This is a genomic window from Arthrobacter sp. PTI12, assembly GCF_056679915.1.
In genome coordinates this window covers 1,882,271-1,902,563 of the sequence record NZ_CM155256.1, presented here as the reverse complement: position 1 = coordinate 1,902,563, position 20,293 = coordinate 1,882,271, and the positions used below count along the sequence as shown (strand labels likewise).

The 20,293-nt window shown below is 62.9% G+C and carries 13 protein-coding genes; 6 read left to right on the top strand and 7 right to left on the bottom strand.

The genetic code is table 11. From position 1 onward, the window contains the following. The first annotated feature begins 2 nt into the window (after nucleotides 1-2). A complete protein-coding gene (locus tag AC1MBU_RS09170) occupies nucleotides 3-995 on the top strand; it encodes a M56 family metallopeptidase (protein WP_277357793.1) in 993 nt (330 codons plus the stop codon). Nucleotides 996-1,064: 69 nt separating this feature from the next. Here AC1MBU_RS09170 and AC1MBU_RS09165 read toward each other — a convergent pair whose 3' ends face one another. Further along, the gene (locus AC1MBU_RS09165) at nucleotides 1,065-3,161 is read right to left on the bottom strand and encodes a DNA gyrase/topoisomerase IV subunit B (protein ID WP_277357794.1); all 2,097 of its coding nucleotides are present in this window, start codon (nucleotides 3,159-3,161) and stop codon (nucleotides 1,065-1,067) included. Between the two features lie 251 nt (nucleotides 3,162-3,412). Here AC1MBU_RS09165 and AC1MBU_RS09160 point away from each other — a divergent pair, with 251 nt between their 5' ends. Beyond that, a complete protein-coding gene (locus AC1MBU_RS09160; RefSeq protein WP_056547219.1) occupies nucleotides 3,413-3,637 on the top strand; it encodes a DUF7455 domain-containing protein in 225 nt (74 codons plus the stop codon). A gap of 124 nt (nucleotides 3,638-3,761) precedes the next feature. On the opposite strand, the gene AC1MBU_RS09155 is transcribed toward AC1MBU_RS09160, so the two are convergent. The 4 genes from AC1MBU_RS09155 to AC1MBU_RS09140 form a co-directional block, all read right to left on the bottom strand. Further along, complete coding sequence (locus tag AC1MBU_RS09155; RefSeq protein ID WP_479787032.1) at nucleotides 3,762-5,006, bottom strand: RNA polymerase sigma factor; 1,245 nt, start codon at nucleotides 5,004-5,006, stop codon at nucleotides 3,762-3,764. 328 nt (nucleotides 5,007-5,334) lie between these two features. Further along, nucleotides 5,335-6,588 carry a DUF4192 domain-containing protein gene (locus tag AC1MBU_RS09150; protein ID WP_479787031.1) on the bottom strand — a complete coding sequence of 418 codons (1,254 nt, stop codon included), beginning with the start codon at nucleotides 6,586-6,588 and terminating at the stop codon, nucleotides 5,335-5,337. Between the two features lie 95 nt (nucleotides 6,589-6,683). After that, entirely contained in the window at nucleotides 6,684-8,027 is a 1,344-nt protein-coding gene (locus tag AC1MBU_RS09145; protein ID WP_277357856.1) for an MFS transporter, read from the bottom strand. Next, the gene (locus tag AC1MBU_RS09140) at nucleotides 8,017-9,075 is read right to left on the bottom strand and encodes a proteasome assembly chaperone family protein (protein ID WP_277357797.1); all 1,059 of its coding nucleotides are present in this window, start codon (nucleotides 9,073-9,075) and stop codon (nucleotides 8,017-8,019) included. The genes AC1MBU_RS09145 and AC1MBU_RS09140 overlap by 11 nt, the downstream gene beginning before the upstream one ends. A 288-nt stretch (nucleotides 9,076-9,363) precedes the next feature. Between AC1MBU_RS09140 and AC1MBU_RS09135 the strand changes: the two genes are divergently transcribed. The 4 genes from AC1MBU_RS09135 (at nucleotide 9,364) to AC1MBU_RS09120 (ending at nucleotide 14,977) form a co-directional block, all read left to right on the top strand. Continuing rightward, the gene (locus tag AC1MBU_RS09135) at nucleotides 9,364-10,914 is read left to right on the top strand and encodes a leucyl aminopeptidase (RefSeq protein ID WP_479787030.1); all 1,551 of its coding nucleotides are present in this window, start codon (nucleotides 9,364-9,366) and stop codon (nucleotides 10,912-10,914) included. Nucleotides 10,915-11,086: 172 nt separating this feature from the next. Continuing rightward, nucleotides 11,087-12,469, top strand: coding sequence for a dihydrolipoyl dehydrogenase (gene lpdA, locus AC1MBU_RS09130; RefSeq protein WP_346028360.1), 1,383 nt, complete (start codon nucleotides 11,087-11,089; stop codon nucleotides 12,467-12,469). A 128-nt stretch (nucleotides 12,470-12,597) separates the two neighbouring features. Then, a complete protein-coding gene (gene sucB, locus AC1MBU_RS09125; protein WP_479787028.1) occupies nucleotides 12,598-14,391 on the top strand; it encodes a 2-oxoglutarate dehydrogenase, E2 component, dihydrolipoamide succinyltransferase in 1,794 nt (597 codons plus the stop codon). A gap of 154 nt (nucleotides 14,392-14,545) precedes the next feature. Next, nucleotides 14,546-14,977 carry an OsmC family protein gene (locus AC1MBU_RS09120; protein ID WP_056547199.1) on the top strand — a complete coding sequence of 144 codons (432 nt, stop codon included), beginning with the start codon at nucleotides 14,546-14,548 and terminating at the stop codon, nucleotides 14,975-14,977. 76 nt (nucleotides 14,978-15,053) lie between these two features. On the opposite strand, the gene AC1MBU_RS09115 is transcribed toward AC1MBU_RS09120, so the two are convergent. Both AC1MBU_RS09115 and AC1MBU_RS09110 read right to left on the bottom strand, forming a co-directional pair. Then, a complete protein-coding gene (locus tag AC1MBU_RS09115) occupies nucleotides 15,054-18,464 on the bottom strand; it encodes a S41 family peptidase (protein WP_479787027.1) in 3,411 nt (1,136 codons plus the stop codon). Between the two features lie 32 nt (nucleotides 18,465-18,496). Next, the gene (locus AC1MBU_RS09110; protein ID WP_479787026.1) at nucleotides 18,497-20,287 is read right to left on the bottom strand and encodes a serine/threonine protein kinase; all 1,791 of its coding nucleotides are present in this window, start codon (nucleotides 20,285-20,287) and stop codon (nucleotides 18,497-18,499) included. Nucleotides 20,288-20,293 lie beyond the last annotated feature (6 nt).

Genomic DNA, 20,293 nt, shown 5'->3' with positions numbered 1-20,293 from the left:
CCATGTTCTGGGCCTCCCACTTCCTGGCGGCGCTGGCCGTGATTCTGGCATGGCCCGCACCGATCGCCCTCTCCCGCGCACAGTGGCCCTCACGCTCGCCGTTCACCGCGATGATCCTGTGGCAGGCAATCGCGCTCGCCGGAGGTCTGTCAATGATCGGCGCCATGCTGGTGTGGGGACTGGAACCGCTGGGAGATAATCTGCTCGAAGCGTTGCAGGGCCTCTGGGACATCCTGGTGAATAACCGCCCGGCAGACACTCTCGGCCTCGTCCACGTCTTCGCCCTCAGCGCCGCAAGCCTCCTGACCGCGCACCTCGTGTTCACCCTGCTGATCACCTATGCGCGGATCAAGGGCCAACGACGGCGGCACCGCAACCTGCTGAATCTGTTGAGTTCACCCTCACACACCAACCCCTCCACGCTGGTGATCAAGCACCCGGCCCCGGTTGCCTATTGCCTGCCCGGCGGCGCGCGCTCCGTGACGGTCCTCTCCGACGGACTGATGGGGCTGCTCTCCGAAGATGAACTGCGGGCCGTTCTCGTGCATGAGCGTGCCCATCTGAGCCAGCGGCATCACCTGCTGCTCTGGGCTTTTGCGGCCTGGCGTTCAGCGCTCCCGTGGCTGCCGACGTCGCGCCTGGCGCAGCGGTCGGTCAATGAGCTGATCGAGATGCTCGCGGACGACGAGGCCGTCAAGGAAGTGGACCAGGAGACCCTTGTAGGAGCAATAGCCATTGTGGCGACGGGCTCGCACGGTCCGTCTGTTTCACACGGGCGTTCGGGCGAGACACCGGATCATGCACTGACCGATGCCGCAGCAGCGCAGGATCCCGAGCAGGATGATGCCTCGCTCTCAACGGTTCACCGGCTGCGCCGCCTGCTCGAGCCGCAGGCGCCGCTCACCCCCGCACAGACCTTCGCGGCCCTCGCCACATCGGCGCTGCTGCTGACCGTGCCTACCGCCCTGCTGATCGCGCCCGGTTTCCTGGGCTGACGCGGCGGGCTTCCAAGGCTCCCTGATTCAGCTCCTGCGCAAGCTGGCTGTGCAGACTATGTCCCTGTACTAGGCGTCGATGCGTTCGCGATCCAGCGACGCGGCGCCGGCCACAATGAAGTCCTTGCGCGGTGCAACGTCACTGCCCATGAGAAGGTCGAAGACCCGCTCAGCCGATTCGGCCTCCTGAATCCGTACTCGACGCAGGGTGCGATGGCGCGGATCCATGGTGGTTTCCGCCAACTGTCCGGCATCCATTTCCCCCAGTCCCTTGTACCGCTGAATGGGTTCCTTGTAGCGCCTGCCCTCACGTTCGAGGGCGGTGAGCAGCCGGTGAAGCTCCTGGTCGGAATAGGTATAGACGGTTTCATTCGCTTTGCTGCCGGGGTTGAGTATTTCCACCCGGTGCAGCGGCGGAACGGCCGCAAAGACCCGCCCGGCATCAACCAGGGGACGCATGTACCGGAAGAAGAGCGTGAGCAGCAGGGTACGGATATGCGCGCCGTCGACATCGGCGTCCGTCATCAGGATGACCTTGCCGTAGCGGGCCGCATCAAGAGAGAAGCTGCGGCCCGACCCTGCGCCGACAACCTGAATCAGCGCGGCGCACTCGGCGTTGGAGAGCATGTCACCCACCGAGGCCTTCTGCACGTTGAGGATCTTTCCCCGAATGGGCAGCAGCGCCTGGTAGTCCGAGGACCTCGCCAGCTTGGCGGTCCCCAGCGCGCTGTCACCCTCAACGATGAACAGCTCGGAACGCTCGGAATCGTCAATGCGGCAGTCTGCAAGCTTGGTTGGCATGGATGATGTCTCCAGCGCGTTCTTCCGGCGCTGGGTTTCCTTGTGAACGCGCGCCGATACGCGGGACTTCATCTCGGCGACAACCTTCTCCAACAGCAGCGCAGACTGCGCTTTGTCTGCGCGGGCCGATGAATTCAGTTTCGCAAGGATCTGCGTTTCCACCACCTTGCCGACGATGGCGCGGACGGCGGACGTTCCGAGGATCTCCTTGGTCTGGCCTTCGAACTGCGGCTCCGCGAGCCGCACGGTCAGAACCGCGGTGAGACCCGCAAAGACGTCGTCTTTCTCCAGCTTGTCGCTGCCCGCCTTGAGCTTGCGTGCATTGGCCTCGACCACTTTCCGGAAGGTTTTCAGGAGCGCTTGTTCGAAGCCCGACTGGTGGGTTCCGCCCTTGGGCGTAGCAATGATGTTGACGAAACTTTTTACCGTGGTGTCATAACCGATCCCCCAGCGCAGCGCGATATCCACTTCGCAGTCACGCTCGACCTCGGCGATCCGGCTGTGCCCCTGATCATCGAGGACGGGAACGGACTCCTTGAAACGGCCGGACCCATGCAGGCGCCACACATCAGTGACGGCGTGGTCAATCGCCAGGAACTCAGCGAACTCGGAAATTCCGCCGTCGTGATGGAAGACTTCTTCGACTACCCCGTCCGTGCCGGGTAAGGCACGCTCATCGCGAAGCGTAATGCTTAGTCCCGGTACCAGGAATGAAGTCTGCCGCGCACGAGCCTGCAGCTCTTCGTAGGAGAACTTGGCATCAGGAGTGAAAATCTGCCGGTCCGCCCAGTACCGGATCCTCGTTCCCGTGACGCCGCGTTTGGTGCTCCCGACGACTTCGAGGCGGGAGCTGTCGACGAAGGGGGAGAACTCCGCTGTAGGCAACGGCTTGCGCTCATCGGCAAACCGCCCGGGCTCACCTCTCCGGAAGGACATCTGGTACGTCTTGCCGCCACGGTCAACCTGGACGTCGAGGCGCGCGGACAGCGCGTTGACCACGCTGGCGCCGACGCCGTGGAGCCCACCGGACGCGGTGTAAGAGCCGCCGCCGAACTTGCCGCCGGCGTGCAGTTTCGTGAAGACGACTTCCACGCCGCTCAGCCCGGTCTTGGGTTCGGCGTCTACCGGAATGCCGCGCCCATCGTCATGCACCTCAACGGAACCGTCGGCATGGAGGATGACCTTGATGCTCTGGCCGTGTCCCGCAAGTGCTTCATCCACCGAGTTGTCGATGATCTCCCAGAGGCAGTGCATGAGCCCCCTGGAATCAGTGGAGCCAATGTACATGCCGGGACGTTTGCGAACCGCCTCAAGCCCCTCGAGGACGGAAAGATGGCGGGCTGTGTATTCAGAGCGGGGTGCCACTTCCTTGGAAACTCCTTGGGATTGCGGTCTATCTCGGCGAGCGTCGGCGAGCCGGGAGCGGCGCACCCTCCCAAGCATATTCCCTTGTCCCCGCTGTGTATGGCAGGCATGCCGGGCCCACGGGCGCGCGGTTCGTCCCTGCCGGATGCCTCCCCGCGAGCGTACGCGCTCAGCGAAAGCACACCCAGCTTGCGAAGAAACGGCAACGAATAGTGGTTATATGAACTACAGGAACCACTAAGGAGGCATCCATGACAACAGCTACAGCAACCCGTGAGCTGACCGCTTTGCACCGTTGTGACCGGTGCGGGGCCCAGGCCTATGTGCGCGCAGTCCTTCAGTCCTCCGGTGGTGAGCTTCTCTTCTGCGGGCACCACGCCCGCGCCGTTGAGAGCACTCTCCGGCCGCAGACGTCAGAGTGGCAGGATGAAACCGCCCGGCTGACCGAAAAGGCGCAGAGCACTGTAGAGGCATAGCCGCGCACAGGCCGTCCGCCGAAGCGCAGCATAGTTGGAGCCTCCTGAACGGATGGCACATAAATAGGAAGAACCCCCTCCGCGGAGGGGGTTCTTCCTATTTATGTGCCTGCTGCCGCCGTTCCTAGTCGAGGTAGTCCCGAAGTACCTGCGAACGTGACGGGTGCCGCAACTTAGACATGGTCTTGGACTCTATCTGGCGGATGCGCTCACGGGTGACGCCGTACACCTTGCCAATTTCATCGAGGGTCTTCGGCTGGCCGTCAGTAAGACCGAACCGCATGGCGACCACACCTGCTTCCCGCTCCGACAACGTATCCAGGACGGAGTGAAGCTGCTCCTGCAGAAGTGTGAAACTCACCGCATCCGCGGGGACGACTGCTTCCGAGTCCTCGATCAGGTCGCCGAACTCGGAATCACCGTCTTCGCCGAGCGGAGTGTGCAGGGAGATGGGCTCGCGGCCGTACTTTTGAACTTCGACGACCTTTTCAGGCGTCATATCGAGTTCAAGTGCCAGTTCTTCCGGTGTGGGTTCCCGGCCGAGGTCCTGCAGCATCTGCCGCTGGACGCGGGCCAGTTTGTTGATGACTTCGACCATATGTACCGGAATACGGATGGTGCGGGCCTGGTCTGCCATGGCACGGGTGATGGCCTGGCGGATCCACCACGTTGCGTAGGTGGAGAACTTGAAACCCTTGGTGTAGTCGAACTTCTCTACAGCACGGATCAGACCCAGGTTGCCTTCCTGAATCAAGTCCAGGAAGAGCATTCCGCGGCCGGTGTAGCGCTTGGCCAGCGACACCACGAGACGGAGGTTTGCCTCGAGAAGATGGTTCTTGGCGCGCTTCCCGTCATGGATGACCCACTCAAGTTCCCGACGCAGCTTGGGATCGATGTTCTCATTCGCCGCCAGCTTCTCCTCGGCGAACAGGCCCGCCTCAATGCGCAGAGCGAGGTCTACTTCCTGCTCGGCGTTGAGAAGGGCGACCTTGCCGATCTGCTTCAGGTAGTCCTTGACCGGGTCCGCAGTAGCGCCTGCGGAAACGACCTGCTGTGCCGGTGCATCGTCGTCGTCAGCATCCGAGTAGACAAACCCGCTCCCAGTCGAAGCTTCAGCCGCCTCCGGCTCTGCAGCCTCAGTGTCTGCACCTTCGACTTCTGCGGCACCCGGCGCGGTCTCCTGCTCTGCAGGAACGTTTGCGGGGCTGCCCTCAGGGGCCTTCGTGTCTACGCTGCCATCGGCTGCCGCGGGCTTGGCGCCACGAGCGGTAGCGGCCTTCGATGCCGGCTTAGCAGCGGCGGTCTTGCGCTTGGTTGCAGTTGTACCGGGTTCTGTTAACACCGGTGCTGTTGTCTTCTTGGCCGACACTCAAGAACCTTTCATACGGCGGTTTGCGGCGCCGCCAAGGAGGGCAACACCACTATGACCCTGTCAAGTCCGTGTTTGAAATCAGACCTATCAACGGGAACTGTTCGTACGTACAACAGCTCTGCCGAGTGCGCTATTCCCCTTGCGGACGTGTGGTGGTGTGAATACCAACATCCGAAGTGCCTGAAACGCGTCGATCTGAAACACGAACCCAACCGGGTCTCGTTTCCATTGTCGCACGCTTTGCGAACCTCACGTAAATTCCGAACCGACAGCCGGTGCTTCCGGTGAATCCCGCTCTTCTTTCCTCAACGAGTCCGTGTACGGTTCAGGCCACGCTGCGGGATTCGGAGGTCCAGGCGGTCTCGCGCCGGCGAGCCCACGGTGCAAGGGAACCGGTTCCGACCAGCGCCATCAGGAGTTCAGCGAGGGTGTATCCCGGAGCTTCGTCCAAAGCCTCCTGCAGATAGTGATGAGCACGCGACCCCCTGCCACGTGCCCATTCGAGCCAACCCAGAATGCTGAGAAGAGCCGCCCGCGGCTCCCCGCTCGCCACTGCGGTCAACCCGAGAAAGCGGGTGTGCGCTGCATCAAGGCGATCCCAGTCCGGCACGCTGAGCGTGGCAAGGAAGACATCCCGAAAGAGTGTTGAGGGATCCTCGTTGTCCTCCTGGTCTGCGGGTCGCGGAAGACCTCCCGTCGGTCGCAGAGCCTGCAGGCCCGTCATCAGGGCGTCGCAGGCGTACGGAAGTTCCTCCTCCTCCGGATCCGCCGGCAGCACGCCGGCTGCGACTGCGGCTTCCTGCGCAGCGTCCGGACCCGCGGCTGCCAGCACTATGAGGCTGTCCCGCACGGGCGCGCTAGTCAGACCGGCCAGAAGGAAAGCAACAACCTGCGGCGAAACTGCCGGTTCCTGCGGATCTGCCGTGCGTGAAAGAAACGCGTCCCAGAGGATGAGGGAATCACGGCCAAGGCTTGTCTTGTCCCACCTTCCACACCACTGTTCCACGTAGGAGGCCGCCAGTTGATTGATTTCTTCGCTGTGCCCGGGGTCGGGTGTTCCGACCGCGGCTGCCAGGGAAGCGGCATAGGTACTCCCCTGATAGACCAGCTCCGCGTTGAGGACGCTTTCGGTGATCCGGGCAAGCGGGTGGCCCGGCCAGGGACAGCAGGACGCATCCTCGCAGAAGTAGTCCCGCCAATGACTTGAGCTGACGAGCCATCCGTCCAACAGCGGCAGTCCTGCGGCGTCGAGCACCAGGTCGAGGCAGTGGATCAACGGAGCGTAGGGCGGGGAGCCCGGCTCGGCCCACTCGGCGTCGGTGTACACCGCCATCAACACTCCGTCGGCCGAAGAGTCCGATTCGAGGTAGTCGCGCACCGTGGATGCATAGTCCAGTGGATCAGAGTCCGCCGGCGGAAGGTCGAGACGCAGTGTGGCGCCCATGCGTTTGCCCGACATGGTGAGGAAGACGAGGCTCTCCCGCGGTTGGAAGCCAAGGATATGGGGAACGTAACTGAGGATGTCGGCCGGCGTGCTGACCTTGATGGGTGCTTCGGGGTTAGGTGCGTTTGCTGTCATGAATACGACTGTGACGCTGATGCACCCGCATGTGGCCTTTCAAAGGCGCTATGTGGGTAAACCTCGAAAATCGGCTGCATGTGGAGGGAAGGTCGCTACCTCTGCACTTCGCGCCGTCGTCGTATTTCCCTTGCAATTGCCTGCCGCAGTGGCGGCACGATGATCGATTGACGAGCCAGCTGGGCGCGCACGCGGCGCCGGAGCACCAGGACTGCGACGGTTCCAATTCCGAGAACCACAAACTGCACAGCAAAAGCGATCCTGAATGATTCGAGTGCATACAGGTCACCGTTGGAGAATCCGCTCGCCAGGAGCAGGTCCAGAATCAGGCCTACGGCGAACATGGTGAGAAGCGCTGCCGTGAATCCGCCAATGTTGACAATGCCGGTCGCGGTACCGAGCCGCGAGGCAGGATTGAACGTGCGGGCGAAGTCGAAACCAATCATCGACCCCGGTCCGCCGACGGCAAGCGTCACGACCAACAGCACGAGCAGCCAGACGGGTGCCTTTCCCGGATAGGTCAGCACCACCAACCACGCGAGCGCAGTCGCCGCGGTAATTGCCAGAACCATGGTCGAGCGGCGCAGCGGGTGCCGGGCTACATACACTCCCAGGAGTGGCCCACAGATCATGCCCACTACAACAAAGAGGGTCATCAGCACCGAAGCCGTCCCTGCGGCGAGTTTCTCAGCACTCACCAGATAGGGGTAGCCCCACATCAGAACGAAAACCGTGCCTGAGAACTGCGTAGTGAAGTGGCACCAGAGGCCGAGGCGGGTCCCGGGCTGCTTCCACGCCTCGGTGAGGGAGACACCAGTCTGGCGCAGCGATGCGCGGCTTCGCTGGCCATTTCCTTCCGGATGATCCCGGATCAGGGCAAGACCGAGAACGGCCGAGAGAACTCCCAGGCTGGCCGCTGACAGGAACGCAGTACTCCAGCCGGCCAAATGCAGGACGGCCAGGAATGGGATGACGCTGAGAATCTGGCCGAGCTGCCCGAGGATGCCCGTGAGCTGGGTCAGCACGGGAATTTTCCGGGTCTCAAACCATGCCGGCAGCAACCTGAGAACCGCGACGAAAGTCATTGCGTCACCGCCGCCAACCAGCAGCCGGCCCACTATTCCTGCCGTGATGGACTCGGCGAATGCAAGCTGAGTCTGGCCAAGCGCCATCAGAACCGCGCCGCTGACGATCATGATGCGCGGGCCGAATCTGTCGACCAGGACGCCCACCGGAATCTGCAGTCCGGCGTAGACCACTAGCTGCGCGACCGTGAAGACAGCCAAAGCAGACGCTGTTGCGTCGAACCGCTCGGTCGCCTCGACTCCTGCAACACCGAAGGAGGTGCGCTGCGTAACTGCTATGAGGTAGGCCAGTACCCCGGCGCCCCATACCAGCCAGGCGCGCCGGTCCGTTCCGGCAGCCGGATCAGCGCCCAGTCTGTTTGCCTCCGTCTTCGGTGTCACCCGCCGCGCCGTCGCCACTGCGTCCAGACCCTGTGCTGCCGGACGTGCCGCTTTCTCCGCCTGCTGCGTCACTTTGCGGGGCGTCCTCGTCCAGCGTCGCGGCGAGCTCGTCGGCCGCATGCGGACCTGCGAGAAAGGCCTCCACGGCCGAACCCAGCTCCTCGGCGTCGGCCAGCTCCATATTCTGTTTGACAAGCAGTGACCGACGCGCGCCGTCGGAGTGCTCGTCGTAGCGTTTCTCCAGCGATGACACGACGCCCTGTACCTCGGCCGAGTTGTCCACCTGACGCGCTATCTGCCGCTCCACGTCGCGGCCTGCTTCCCGCAGCCGGTCAGTGGGCAGAACACGGCCGATGGATGCGCCGAGGTACTCCAGCGCCGTCACTGCGGCAGGCGGATACTCCGCTTCCGCCAAATAGTGGGGAACGTGCACCACGTATCCGACGACGTCGTGCCCGGACTGTGAGAGACGCAACTCCAGCAGGTGTCCGATGGAGGCCTGCAGTTCCGCGGTGGGCCGCCAGGTGGAACCCATCCCTTCGATCAGGTCTCCCCGGTTTCCGTGAACGGTTACACCGAGCGGACGCGTGTGTGGGACGGGCATCGGGAGCGAGTGGACCCAGGAAACCAACGGCACTTCGAACAGGGAAACGAGTTGTGCGACGGCGGAGCAGAACCTTTCCCACTGCAGGTCCGGTTCCATTCCGCTCAGGAAGAGGAATTTTTCGCCCAGACCGTCCTGGAGAACCCGGAGCTCAAGGGCAGGCGGCTGGTAATCCCGCAGATGATCCTGTTCGAACGTGATTCGGGGCCGACGGCTCCGGTAATCGATGAGCTGGTCAACGTCGAACACCGCCAGGACTTCGTGGTCGAGCGTTCCGAGCAGCTCATCGCGCACCTGCGCAACCACCTGCCCCGCATCGACGAATCCGGTGAAACCTGCAATAAGGGGTAGCCCCCGAAGGGAAGGATCATGACGAATCGAGCTGCTGACGTTGTACAGGCTTTGCGGCTCCAACATTTCATCCTCCTCAATTCGTATCAAGACACTGCGGGCAGTGCAGCGCGCGTCATCCCGGCGGCTTTTTCAGTGTTCACTCCAGCGCTGCGCCGTTGCGTCAACCCTAGTTGATGCACCATCACGTGCCCGGTGTGTGTAACACCCCAGCTCGCTCCTCTCATTCCCGCGGCCTGTCCGTAGGACGCATGTCACAGGCTGCGACTACGATCGATAGGAAAGCATGGGCGTCACCAGACCCGCACGCCCGCTGCAGCACTGCCCAGCCATCGGAAGCGAGGAAGAACCTTCGTGAGCAACACCAGCGATATTCACCTGACCGCAGTCTCCCGGGACATCAAGAAATCCGCGTGCGAGGTCCTGGTGATCGGCACGGGCCAAAGCCCGGATGGTCCCGTGCTTCTGGAAAACCCGCTCTCGGCTAAATCTGCCCGCGCCCTCACCGACAGTCTCCCCTCGCTGGGAGTAACCGGAGCCGCTGACGAAGTGCGTCGATTCCCCGGACTACCTGAAACCGGCGCAGACGTACTCGTTCTTTCCGGTACGGGACGCACCGTCGCCGGGACCCCGCTGTCAGAGGAGACGCTACGCCGGGCAGCAGGAGCCGCTGCGCGTCAGCTGGGCGGAGTTGAGAGCCTGGCTGTTGCCCTCCCCGCCGCCTCGGTTGCACAGGCCGCCGCGGTGGCCGAGGGCATTCTCTTGGGAAGCTACACCTACACAGAGCACTATTCGGCAGTTGGCGGCAAGGCGCCGCGGCCCTCCGCCGCCGTTCTCTCGCGAGTCGTTTTACTCACTCCCGCCGCGCAGGACCGGACGCTGAAGGCGGCACTTGAGCGTGCACAGACACTTGGACGCGGAGTCAATGTGACTCGCACGCTTGTCAACCAGCCGCCGAGCCACCTCTACCCGGAATCGTTCGCGCAATTCGCCCGGGAACATGTCAAGGGACTACCGGTGAAAGTAACCGTGTTGGATGAAAAGAGACTGGAGAAGGACGGGTACGGCGGGATTCTTGGGGTGGGGAAGGGATCTTCCCGTCCGCCAAGGCTCGTGAAGCTCGAGTACTCCCCCGCCAAGTCAAAAATCAACCTCGCACTGGTCGGCAAGGGCATTACCTTCGACTCCGGCGGTTTGTCCCTCAAGCCGGGCGCCGGGATGCAGACGATGAAGCTGGACATGGCAGGCGCCGCCGTCGTGCTTGCTGCCGTTGCGGCGATTGCGCGGCTGGGTCTTCCGGTCAGCGTCAGCGGTTGGCTCTGTCTCGCGGAGAATATGCCCTCCGGGACAGCGCAGCGGCCCTCGGATGTACTGACCACTTTCGGCGGGCGCACTGTGGAAGTTCTTAATACCGATGCCGAGGGCCGGCTGGTCATGGCCGACGCCCTGGCTGCGGCGAGCCAGGAATATCCAGACGCGATTATCGACATCGCGACGCTCACCGGTGCACAGATGGTTGCGCTTGGCAAGCGCGTGTCCGGTGTCATGGGCGACGACGGGGTAAGGGACGCCGTGAAAGCAGCTGCAGATCGCGTGGGCGAACAGTTCTGGCCCATGCCGCTGCCCGAGGAACTGCGTCCAAGCCTCGATTCCACGGTTGCCGACATCGCGAACATCGGAGAGAAGTTCGGCGGCATGATGACGGCTGCAGTATTCCTCCGTGAATTCGTCGGAGAAATGGACGGGAAGAAGATTCCGTGGGCACACCTGGATATTGCCGGCCCAGCCTTCAACGAGGGTGGCGCGTACGGTTACACCCCCAAAGGTGCCACCGGCGTAGGTGTCCGCACTCTCCTCGCCTACGTGGAAGACGTCATCGAGCGCGCCGAGAAGCACTCAGCCTGAACACGTCCGTCACGAGGTGACACTCGACACACAGGGGTGTGCAACAGCCTTCATCAAGTGGCTGATGGTGTGATCTGGCGATAGGGTGAACCCAGATCACACCAAGCATTCCGCCAGACTCAATCGACGCGCGAACCTAAGTGCGTCACCGATTACGCGAGGGAGCGTCCACGTGGCCGATACGGCAACTGCGCAAGAGTTCGACATCCTGGTATTGGGCGGAGGCAGCGGGGGCTACGCCGCCGCTCTTCGCGCCGTTCAGCTCGGCTTCTCTGTCGGGCTCATCGAAAAGGGGAAGCTCGGAGGAACCTGCCTTCACAACGGGTGTATTCCCACCAAGGCGCTGCTGCACTCAGCCGAGGTCGCGGACAGTGCACGCTCCGCGGAGAAGTACGGCGTCAAGGCAACGTTCGAGTCGATCGACCTGAACGCCGTGAACGCCTACAAGGACGGCATCGTCGCCGGCAAGTTCAAGGGCCTCCAGGGACTCATCAAAGCCAAGGGCATCACCGTGATCGAGGGTGCAGGCAAGCTGACCGGTGAGAACACGGTTGAGGTCAACGGCACCACGTACACCGGCAAGAACATCGTTCTCGCGACCGGCTCATATTCGCGGTCCCTCCCCGGACTCGACATCGGCGGCAAGGTCATCACCTCTGATCACGCCCTCACCATGGAAACGATTCCCTCCAGCGCAATCGTTCTTGGCGGCGGGGTGATCGGATGCGAGTTCGCCTCCGTGTGGAAGTCGTTCGGCGTAGACGTCACGATCATCGAAGGACTGCCCTCCCTGGTTCCCAATGAGGATGCCTCCATCGTCAAGAACTTCGAACGTGCCTTCAAGAAGCGCGGCATCAAATTCAACACCGGCACCTTCTTTGACAAGGTCGAGCAGAACGACGACGGCGTCAAGGTGACTCTCGTCGACGGCAAGACCTTTGAGGCGGACCTGATGCTGGTCGCAGTCGGCCGTGGGCCCGTTACGGACGGCCTCGGGTATGACGAAGCCGGGATCACGCTCGATCGTGGATTCGTCATCACCAACGAACGCCTGCATACCGGCGTTGGGAACATCTACGCTGTCGGTGACATCGTTCCCGGACTTCAGCTTGCACACCGCGGGTACCAGCAGGGCATCTTTGTGGCCGAGGAAATCGCCGGACTCAAGCCGGTCGTCGTCGAGGACGTCAACATCCCCAAGGTGACCTACTCGGAACCCGAGATCGCCTCTGTCGGGCTCACCGAGAAGGCTGCCCGCGAGAAGCTCGGTGATGACAAGGTCGAGACCCAGGAGTACAACCTCGCAGGTAATGGAAAGAGCTCCATTCTGGGCACTGGCGGAATCGTCAAACTGGTGCGTGAGAAGGACGGCCCGGTGGTGGGCGTCCACATGATCGGTACCCGCATGGGTGAGCAGATCGGCGAGGCCCAACTCATCGTGAATTGGGAAGCCTACCCCGAAGATGTGGCCCAACTGGTCCACGCGCACCCCACGCAGAACGAGTCGCTGGGCGAAGCGCATCTTGCTCTCGCCGGCAAACCGCTCCACGGCTGACCGGCTCCGGCCCCTCTGCTGCACCGCTGCACCACACTCCACATAAAGCATCACTGGCAACCTCAAACCGACCGGCTGTTCCCGGTACCGGCGGTCGAAGGTAGAACGAACAAGGAGAACCGGACACCATGTCTGAATCCGTGAACTTACCGGCCCTCGGCGAAAGCGTTACCGAGGGTACCGTCACCCGTTGGCTCAAGCAGGTCGGCGACCGCGTCGAAGTCGATGAGCCGTTGCTCGAGGTATCAACGGACAAGGTCGATACAGAGATCCCCTCCCCCATCGCCGGAGTTATCGAGGAGATCCTCGTCGCCGAAGACGAGACCGCCGAGGTTGGCGCTCCGCTGGTAAGGATCGGAGACGGCTCAGGCGGCTCGGACAGTTCCGACAGTGGGGATTCAGGTGTGGAGTCATCTTCGGGCGATGCAGCTGAAAATGCTGGTGGGGACCAGCCTGTCGAACAGAGCGAAGAAGAAGCAGAAACCCCTCCCACGCAGGAGTCCACGGAAGCCGAGGGCTCCACGGAAGCCGCGGGCGGCGGTCAGGGAACCGAAGTCACTCTGCCCGCCCTCGGGGAAAGTGTGACGGAGGGTACAGTAACGCGTTGGCTCAAAGCAGTAGGCGATGACGTGGAGGTGGACGAGCCGCTTCTCGAGGTGTCCACCGACAAGGTAGATACGGAAATCCCTTCCCCCGTCGCCGGCACCCTGCAGGAGATCCGGGTCAACGAAGATGAGACCGCAGAAGTTGGCTCCGTACTGGCTGTCATTGGATCTGCCGGCGCCGCTCCTGCACAGGCGGAGCCGAAGAGCGCCGAACCCGTCGCTGCGGCGCCGTCGGCTGAGCGCGAAGAGCCTACTGCAGAACCGGAGGCAGCCCGGCCGGAGCCCGAACCACAGCCGGAACCGTCCAGGAGCACTGAGCCCACTGAGGCAAAGGAAGCGCCGGCTCCCGCAAAGTCACCGAGCGACGAAGCAACAGGCTCAGATTCCGTATACGTCACTCCCCTGGTCCGCAAACTCGCCAACCAGCATGGCGTGGACCTGAGCTCCATCAAGGGTACCGGCGTGGGTGGACGCATCCGGAAGCAGGACGTGCTTGAGGCAGCCGAATCCTCGAAGGCTTCACAGCAGGACGCTCCGAGTGCTACTCCTTCCGCTCCTGCACCCGCACCCGCGGCCGCGCCTGCAGCTTCGAAGCTGCGCGGGACCGTGGAGAAGGCCCCGCGCATCCGCCAGACGATTGCGCGACGCATGCGGGAGTCGCTGGAGGTTTCAGCGCAGCTTACGCAGGTCATCGAAGTTGATATGACCCGCGTTGCGCGTCTCCGTGCGAAGGCGAAAGAAACTTTCCAGGCGCAGAACAGCGCGAAGCTGACCTTCCTGCCGTTCATTGCCAAGGCAGTGACAGAGGCCTTGAAGCAGCACGCCAAACTGAACGCGTCCTTCGACGAGGAAGCCAAGGAAGTCACCTACCACGACGCCGAGCACCTCGCTATCGCGGTGGACACCGAAAAGGGCCTGCTGGTTCCGGTAATCAACGATGCCGGCAACCTTAATTTGGCGGGCCTTGCCAAGAAGATCGCCGATGTCGGTGCGCGTACGCGCAGCGGCAAGATCGGACCGGACGAACTCTCGGGCGGTACCTTCACGATCACCAACATCGGCTCGGTCGGCGCCCTGTTCGACACTCCGATCATCAACCAGCCCCAGGTCGGCATTCTGGGAACCGGGGCAATCGTGAAGCGTCCCGTAGTGGTCACCGATGCAGATGGCGATGACACCATCGCGATCCGCTCCATGATGTACCTGTCCCTCACGTACGATCACCGGCTGGTGGATGGCGCGGACGCAGGCAGGTTCCTTCAGGCTTTGAAGTCCCGCCTCGAGGAAGGCGCTTTCGAGGCCGACCTCGGCCTGTAGTTCACGCAGATGCAGAAGGCAGCGCTCCGACGACCGGGTGCGCTGCCTTCTGCCTTTGAGGATGCACCAGCAGAACGCTTCCGCATCACCTGATGCGCAAGACACCCGGGCGCCCGTCCGGTGCACGTGATTCAATCATTGAAGAGGAGAACTGATGGCTACAGTACGCTCAGCACATACCGTCTGGAGTGGAGACCTGCCCAGCGGATCAGGACAGGTTTCTCTGGACACCTCCGGACTTGGGACCTACGACGTCACCTGGAAGGCGCGGGCAGAGGAGGCTGAAGGAAAGACCAGCCCCGAAGAACTCATCGCCGCAGCACACTCGGCATGCTTCTCCATGGCCTTCAGCCATGCTCTTGGCGGAGAAGGAAAGACTCCGGACCGCGTCGAGACCAAGGCCGAGGTGGATTTCCAGCCAGGCGTTGGCATCACCGCCATCCGGCTCACCCTAAAGGCATCGGTGCCGGATCTGAACGAGGAGGATTTCCAGCGCCTTGCCAACGAAGCGAAGACGGGGTGCCCTGTCTCCCAGGCACTCGCCGGCGTCAAGGACATCTCGCTGGATGCAACTCTGGAGTCCTGATACCTGCTTTCATCCGGTAGCACTGTGCCCCCGTCACCAACTACGGTGACCGGGGCACAGTGCTACCAGCGACAGATCAGCTGCGCGGCGGCAGGGGCAGCGGTGCAAGCTGCGGATGATTCCTGCGTGCCGGCGGTACGTCCGTGGGCAGTTCTTCAAGCATCTCGCGCAGAATTCCGACGGCGTGCTCTAACTGAGGATCTTCCTGTGCGGCGTACGCGTGCGGCGGAAACTGCACCTCAATGTCGGGGTCCACGCCGTAGTTTTCCACGCCCCACTCAATGCCTCCGGTCATCCAGAACGCGTAGCGCGGCTGTGTGACTCCGGTTCCGTCGGCGAGGCTGAACCGACCGTCGATGCCGACGACACCGCCCCACGTCCGGGTGCCGATGACCGGCCCGATCCCCCGAAGCTTCGCCACCTGGGTGATGATGTCGCCGTCGGAACCTGCGAACTCATCAGTGAGGACAACGACCGGACCCCTCGGTGCATGTGCCGGATAGGTACCCGGCTGCTCACCTCGCGGGAGTGACCAGGCCGTCACTTTACGGCCGATGAGTTCGGCTACCAGCTGTGAAGTGTGACCGCCCCGATTGCGGCGCACGTCGATGATGAGACCGTCGCGGGCAGTCTCGCGGTCGAGGTCCCTATGCAGTTGCGCCCATCCCCTGGCCACCATGTCCGGAACGTGCAGGTAGCCGAACCGGCTATCCGAAGCTTCGTGGACGATCGTACGGTTCGCGCTGACCCAGTTCTGGTAGCGGAGCCGTTCCTCACTGCGCAACGGTACAACCGCGACCCGGCGAACGGCGGGTTGGCCGCCGTCATCGTTGTACCGTGCCACGGTGAGTTCGACGGGCCGCCCCCCTGCCCCTGTGAGGAGTACGGCCGGACCAAATTCCGGAGGCACGGGCACGCCGTCCACCGCCTGAATGATGTCTCCAGGCTCCACAGCCACTCCTGGCGCTGCCAACGGCGCAGCTGCCTGCGGGTCGGAGGACTCGCCGACGAAGATACGGTCTACCCTCCAACCACGCTCGGCTCGACTGAGCTCGGCTCCGAGGAAACCCTGGGCGCCCGCGCCCGCCTCGCTGGGTAGGGCCGGAGTGACGTAGGCGTGGGACGTCCCGAGTTCGCCGTGCAGCTCCCACAGGATGTCGACCAGATCATCGTGCGAGCCGATACTGTCCAGCAGCGGTCGGTAACGCTCGCGCACGCCCTCCCAATCCAGGCCGCCCATGTCTTCGGCCCAGAAAAAGTCGCGTTGCAGACGCCACGCATCCTCAAACGCCTGCCGCCAAACGCTGGGAGGATCAAGCAGTACACGGATCCGGTTGAGATCCACCGTTACCCGCTCAGCAGAGTCCGGTTCCGCAGGACCGGAGGTGGGCACCGCTGTAACGGCTCCCGCGTGGACTATTACCGCACGATTGCCGTCGCCGCTGACTTCGAAGGAGTCCACCTCCTGAACGAGTGTGGAGGTCTCACGCTTGGCCATATCGAAGCGCTCGAGCCGCCTCGCCGGCTCTTTGGCATCCGTGGTGGCGCGGCCGTCGCCGGTGATCCCCATCGTGTCAGCTGCCGTCCAGAGCAGCGCGTTCTCCACTGCCCGCATACCCTCATAGGATCCCTGCGTCACCGGCACGGGAATGATGCGTTCGGCAAGGCGGTCCGCATCAACCTCGACAACTAGCGAGGGAGATTTTTTTTCCTCGGCCGGCGCCGGCCGATCGTACACAGCAGGCCCGAACGGTGACGCTGTGTCAGCCGCGAGAGCCACCAGGAACGGTTTCGTCGAGGCCGGGAAGCTGAGATCGAAACGATGAGTGTCATACACCGGGTCGAAACTACGGTCGGACAGGAAGGCAATGAATTTGCAGTCCGGGGTGAATGACGGAGCATGGTCCCGAAAGCGGCCATCGGTGACGTTCAGGATCTCGGTATTCTGAAGTACGCGGCTCAGCCGGACGCGCGTGCGCGCCCCTTCACCCGTGACGGGCTCCGCCCAGGCAAGCCAGGCTGAGTCGGGTGAAAACGTCACGTCGTCGATTGCGCCGTGGGCGGTGGTGGACAGGGTGAAGAATCCTTCAGTACCAATCTCGTGAATCAGTATCTCGCCCATTTCACCTGCAACCGCGATGATTTTCGCGTCGGGACTCACTGCGAGGTTGCTTGCCCTGAAACGGTCTCCAAACCGGATGCAGGAAACAACTGTGCTGCCCGCCTGGTCCTGGGCAAAGACGGCGGCGTCCGGCGCCCCACGCTCAACAGGCTCAGCTTCGCCCGACTCCTGATCTTCGCTCGTGCTGTGCGGCTTCGCTGCCGGCACCGGCGCGGGCAAACCATCATCCGCTGCCAAAGTTTCCGGGCGGGTTGAACCGGTGGTGACAGGGACATCGACGTTGAACGCGCTGCGGATGTACAGCGCTTCCTCACCCTCATGGTCGGCAATGTAGGCAACCCGGTCTTCGCCAACCGGACGACCGAGCCGTGCCCGCACACCCGCAGTTGCATCCACAACGCGGGAGGGCCCATCCCGGTGGCTCAGAAGATGCAGGGTCCCGTGAGATTCAACTACGCTGGCGCGGCCGTCTTTGACGGGAACAGCGGCCGCGAGATGCCGCGCTACGTTGAGCGGCTGTGGGCGCCTGCCGGTGGAGGCTGAGCCAAGCTGGATATCGAGTGGCCGCGCTTCCGCATCAAGGGCTTCGAGCAGCCAAAGTTTCCCTGTGGATTCGTAGACTACGCGGCTCCCGTCCGTGCTCGCATGACGGACATAAAAGGCCTCGTTATCTGTGTGGCGCCTCAGATCCTGACCACTTGCCGTCACAGAGTAGAGGTTCCCGTACCCCTCGTGGTCCGAAAGGAAGGCAAGACGGCCACCGACCCACATCGGATCGGCCAGGTTGCCGTTGAGTTCAGGCAGGAAGCGCCGAAAATCACCGGAACCATCCGGATCAATCCAGAGCTTGCCCGCGGTACCTCCCCGATACCGCTTCCACCAGGCCTGTTCACGAGTCATGACGCTGCTGATGACAACGGGGCGCTCGTCCCCGACAGCTTCCCCATGAACAATGGCGTCAAGCGGTCCATAAGGCACGACGTTACCCGGGGAGCCATCCACGGGAAGCGTGTACGCCCAGGTATGCCGGGGATCCTCGTGCCGGAAAGCGCTCGTCGCGATGACCTGACCGTCTGCAGTGAAGCCCTTCACTCTGGTGCTCTGATGCCCCCAGTAGGTAAGCCGACGGAAGTTCCCCCCGTTTGCATCAGCAGCAACTACCTCCGGTGCGGCGCCCTGTACCACTGTCCAAGCGATGGTGGAGCCATCGGGGGAGAATCGCGGGTTCCGTACCGGCTGTTGGAGCGACGATATTCTCCACGCGCGCCCGCCCGAGACCGGGACAACCCAGACATCGTTCTCCGCTGCGAAAGTGAGGAGATCTCCGGACAGATGCGGATAGCGTAGGTAGTGAGAGGAAGCCATCATCCGATCATAACCACTCCCGTACCGCCCGCTCAGACGGCGTCGCTATTGTGGACACTGGCGATTCTCCATACTCCTTCCTCTCTAACCAGGACGAAAACGAGGTCCTGCAGCGTCGATTCCGCGACCTCGCGCACGGCAGCACCTGAAGCGTCCATTTCGGTGTAGCCGGACATGACGGCCGTCGCGGTGACCGCTGTGGCGCCCTCCGGAACGGGGAATGACTCCGCCGGCGCGGCCTTCTCCAGACGGATACTCAACCCATTGAAGACGTGGCCACGTTCCTGCAACCCGGCCATGATCTGCCGGTCGGCGGCCATAGCGTCCGAATCCTTGACGTTCACAACCGGCAGGAGGCCCGCTTCCCCTGTTGCGAGGAACATAGCTCTCACGGCAACGAGGGCGGACAGAGCTGTTACCGGGTTTTCGTCCGCCAGACGCTGCGTCATCTCGTCAGTGAGTGCCGTGTCCTTCGCTGGGGCATTCCCGCTTCTGGAGTCCGCCGGAGCGCCTCCCGCTGCAGGCTTTGCCGGAACACCCGAGGGCGCATCCAGCGTGTCCTTGAATTCAGCAGACCCACGTTCTGAATGAGGAACACTGCTGCCCAAGGTGTCCAGAAGTTGCGAACCGAGCAGCAGAACTCCACACAGCACCAGCAGTGAGGCGGCGCCCCTGATGACAGAACCCATCCCCGTTCCTTCCGAGTTACGCGCGCTCCGGCGCCGGGCCCTGGAAGGTTGTCGGTTCAGCTTCCCGCGAGAACCGTCCGCGCGACGCGACCGCTCCGTGCGGGTTGATGGGTGTGCGGACTTCGTCTGCTTCCGGAGCGTCGTCGGGATCTTCGTCGCGTATATCCGCGCGAGGGCTTCGGGCAGCCGGCGCCGGGTCCCCTTCGTGGAATCGGCAGTGGCGCGCCTGGTGAGCAGTTGGGGCAACACAGAAGGGTGCACGGCTGCGACGAGGTCCAGCGGCTGTGCTGGCGCCGCTCGCAGCACGGCATCCGCCAACTCATTGGCGCTCGGGCGTTCGCCGTGGTCGTCGTGCAGTGCGGCTTCAAGGATATGGAGCAATTCGCCCGGCACGCCAGGCACGAGCAGGCTCAGCGGCGCCCGATCCCTGGCCCGGTCGGGTGGGTTGCCGGTCAGTGAGTACCACCCGACTGCGGCAGCTGAGAACACGTCGGAAGCAAAACCGGCGGAGAGGCTTGGCAGCAGGCCCGCCTCGGCGAAGCCCGCCGTGCCGCGAGCATGATCTGCCGCTTCCCCCAGCATGCGTCCGACGCCGAGATCAGCAAGTAGCGGCTTTCCATCGGCCGTGAACAGCACGTTGCCCGGCGATACATCGCCATGCTGAATGGCGGAGGAGTGCAGGTATGCCAGTGCCTGTGCTATCGGCCCAAGGACAGTGATGCATTCACCGACGCTCAACCGACCGCGGGCCGTCACCAAATTGAGGAGTGATCCTCCGCCGGCATAGTCCATCAGGAGTCCCGGACCACGGTCTGTACTGACGACGTCGCGGATTCCCAGGAGATGAGGGTGCTTCAGCGCGCCCAGAACAGCGAGCTCCCGATCAAGTGGAGTTAGGGACCCATCCCTGCCTTCAAGCTCTGCTCGTGAAAGAGGTGTAGTTGTGGGGAACACTTTGAGAGCGCTGAAAATACCCGTGCGTTGATCCTCGACCAGCCAGACATGAGCGCTACTGCCGACGCCCAGTAGCCTTCCTGTGCGATACCCACTGAGCCTGGGAGGCTGCTGTGCCTCTGGACGATCGGTAGATGTCGCTTCCCGTGCTGCGGCCGTCTGGCGTCGAAAGTTGTCCATGGTGAC

Bases quoted from the DNA above. Each gene is read 5' to 3' on its own strand.
- AC1MBU_RS09170 (WP_277357793.1), top strand. From the start codon at position 3: ATGTTCTGGGCCTCCCACTTCCTGGCGGCGCTGGCCGTGATTCTGGCA.
- sucB (WP_479787028.1), top strand. From the start codon at position 12,598: ATGTCTGAATCCGTGAACTTACCGGCCCTCGGCGAAAGCGTTACCGAG.
- AC1MBU_RS09150 (WP_479787031.1), bottom strand. From the start codon at position 6,588: ATGACAGCAAACGCACCTAACCCCGAAGCACCCATCAAGGTCAGCACG.
- AC1MBU_RS09140 (WP_277357797.1), bottom strand. From the start codon at position 9,075: ATGTTGGAGCCGCAAAGCCTGTACAACGTCAGCAGCTCGATTCGTCAT.
- AC1MBU_RS09115 (WP_479787027.1), bottom strand. From the start codon at position 18,464: ATGGCTTCCTCTCACTACCTACGCTATCCGCATCTGTCCGGAGATCTC.
- AC1MBU_RS09160 (WP_056547219.1), top strand. From the start codon at position 3,413: ATGACAACAGCTACAGCAACCCGTGAGCTGACCGCTTTGCACCGTTGT.
- AC1MBU_RS09110 (WP_479787026.1), bottom strand. From the start codon at position 20,287: ATGGACAACTTTCGACGCCAGACGGCCGCAGCACGGGAAGCGACATCT.
- AC1MBU_RS09120 (WP_056547199.1), top strand. From the start codon at position 14,546: ATGGCTACAGTACGCTCAGCACATACCGTCTGGAGTGGAGACCTGCCC.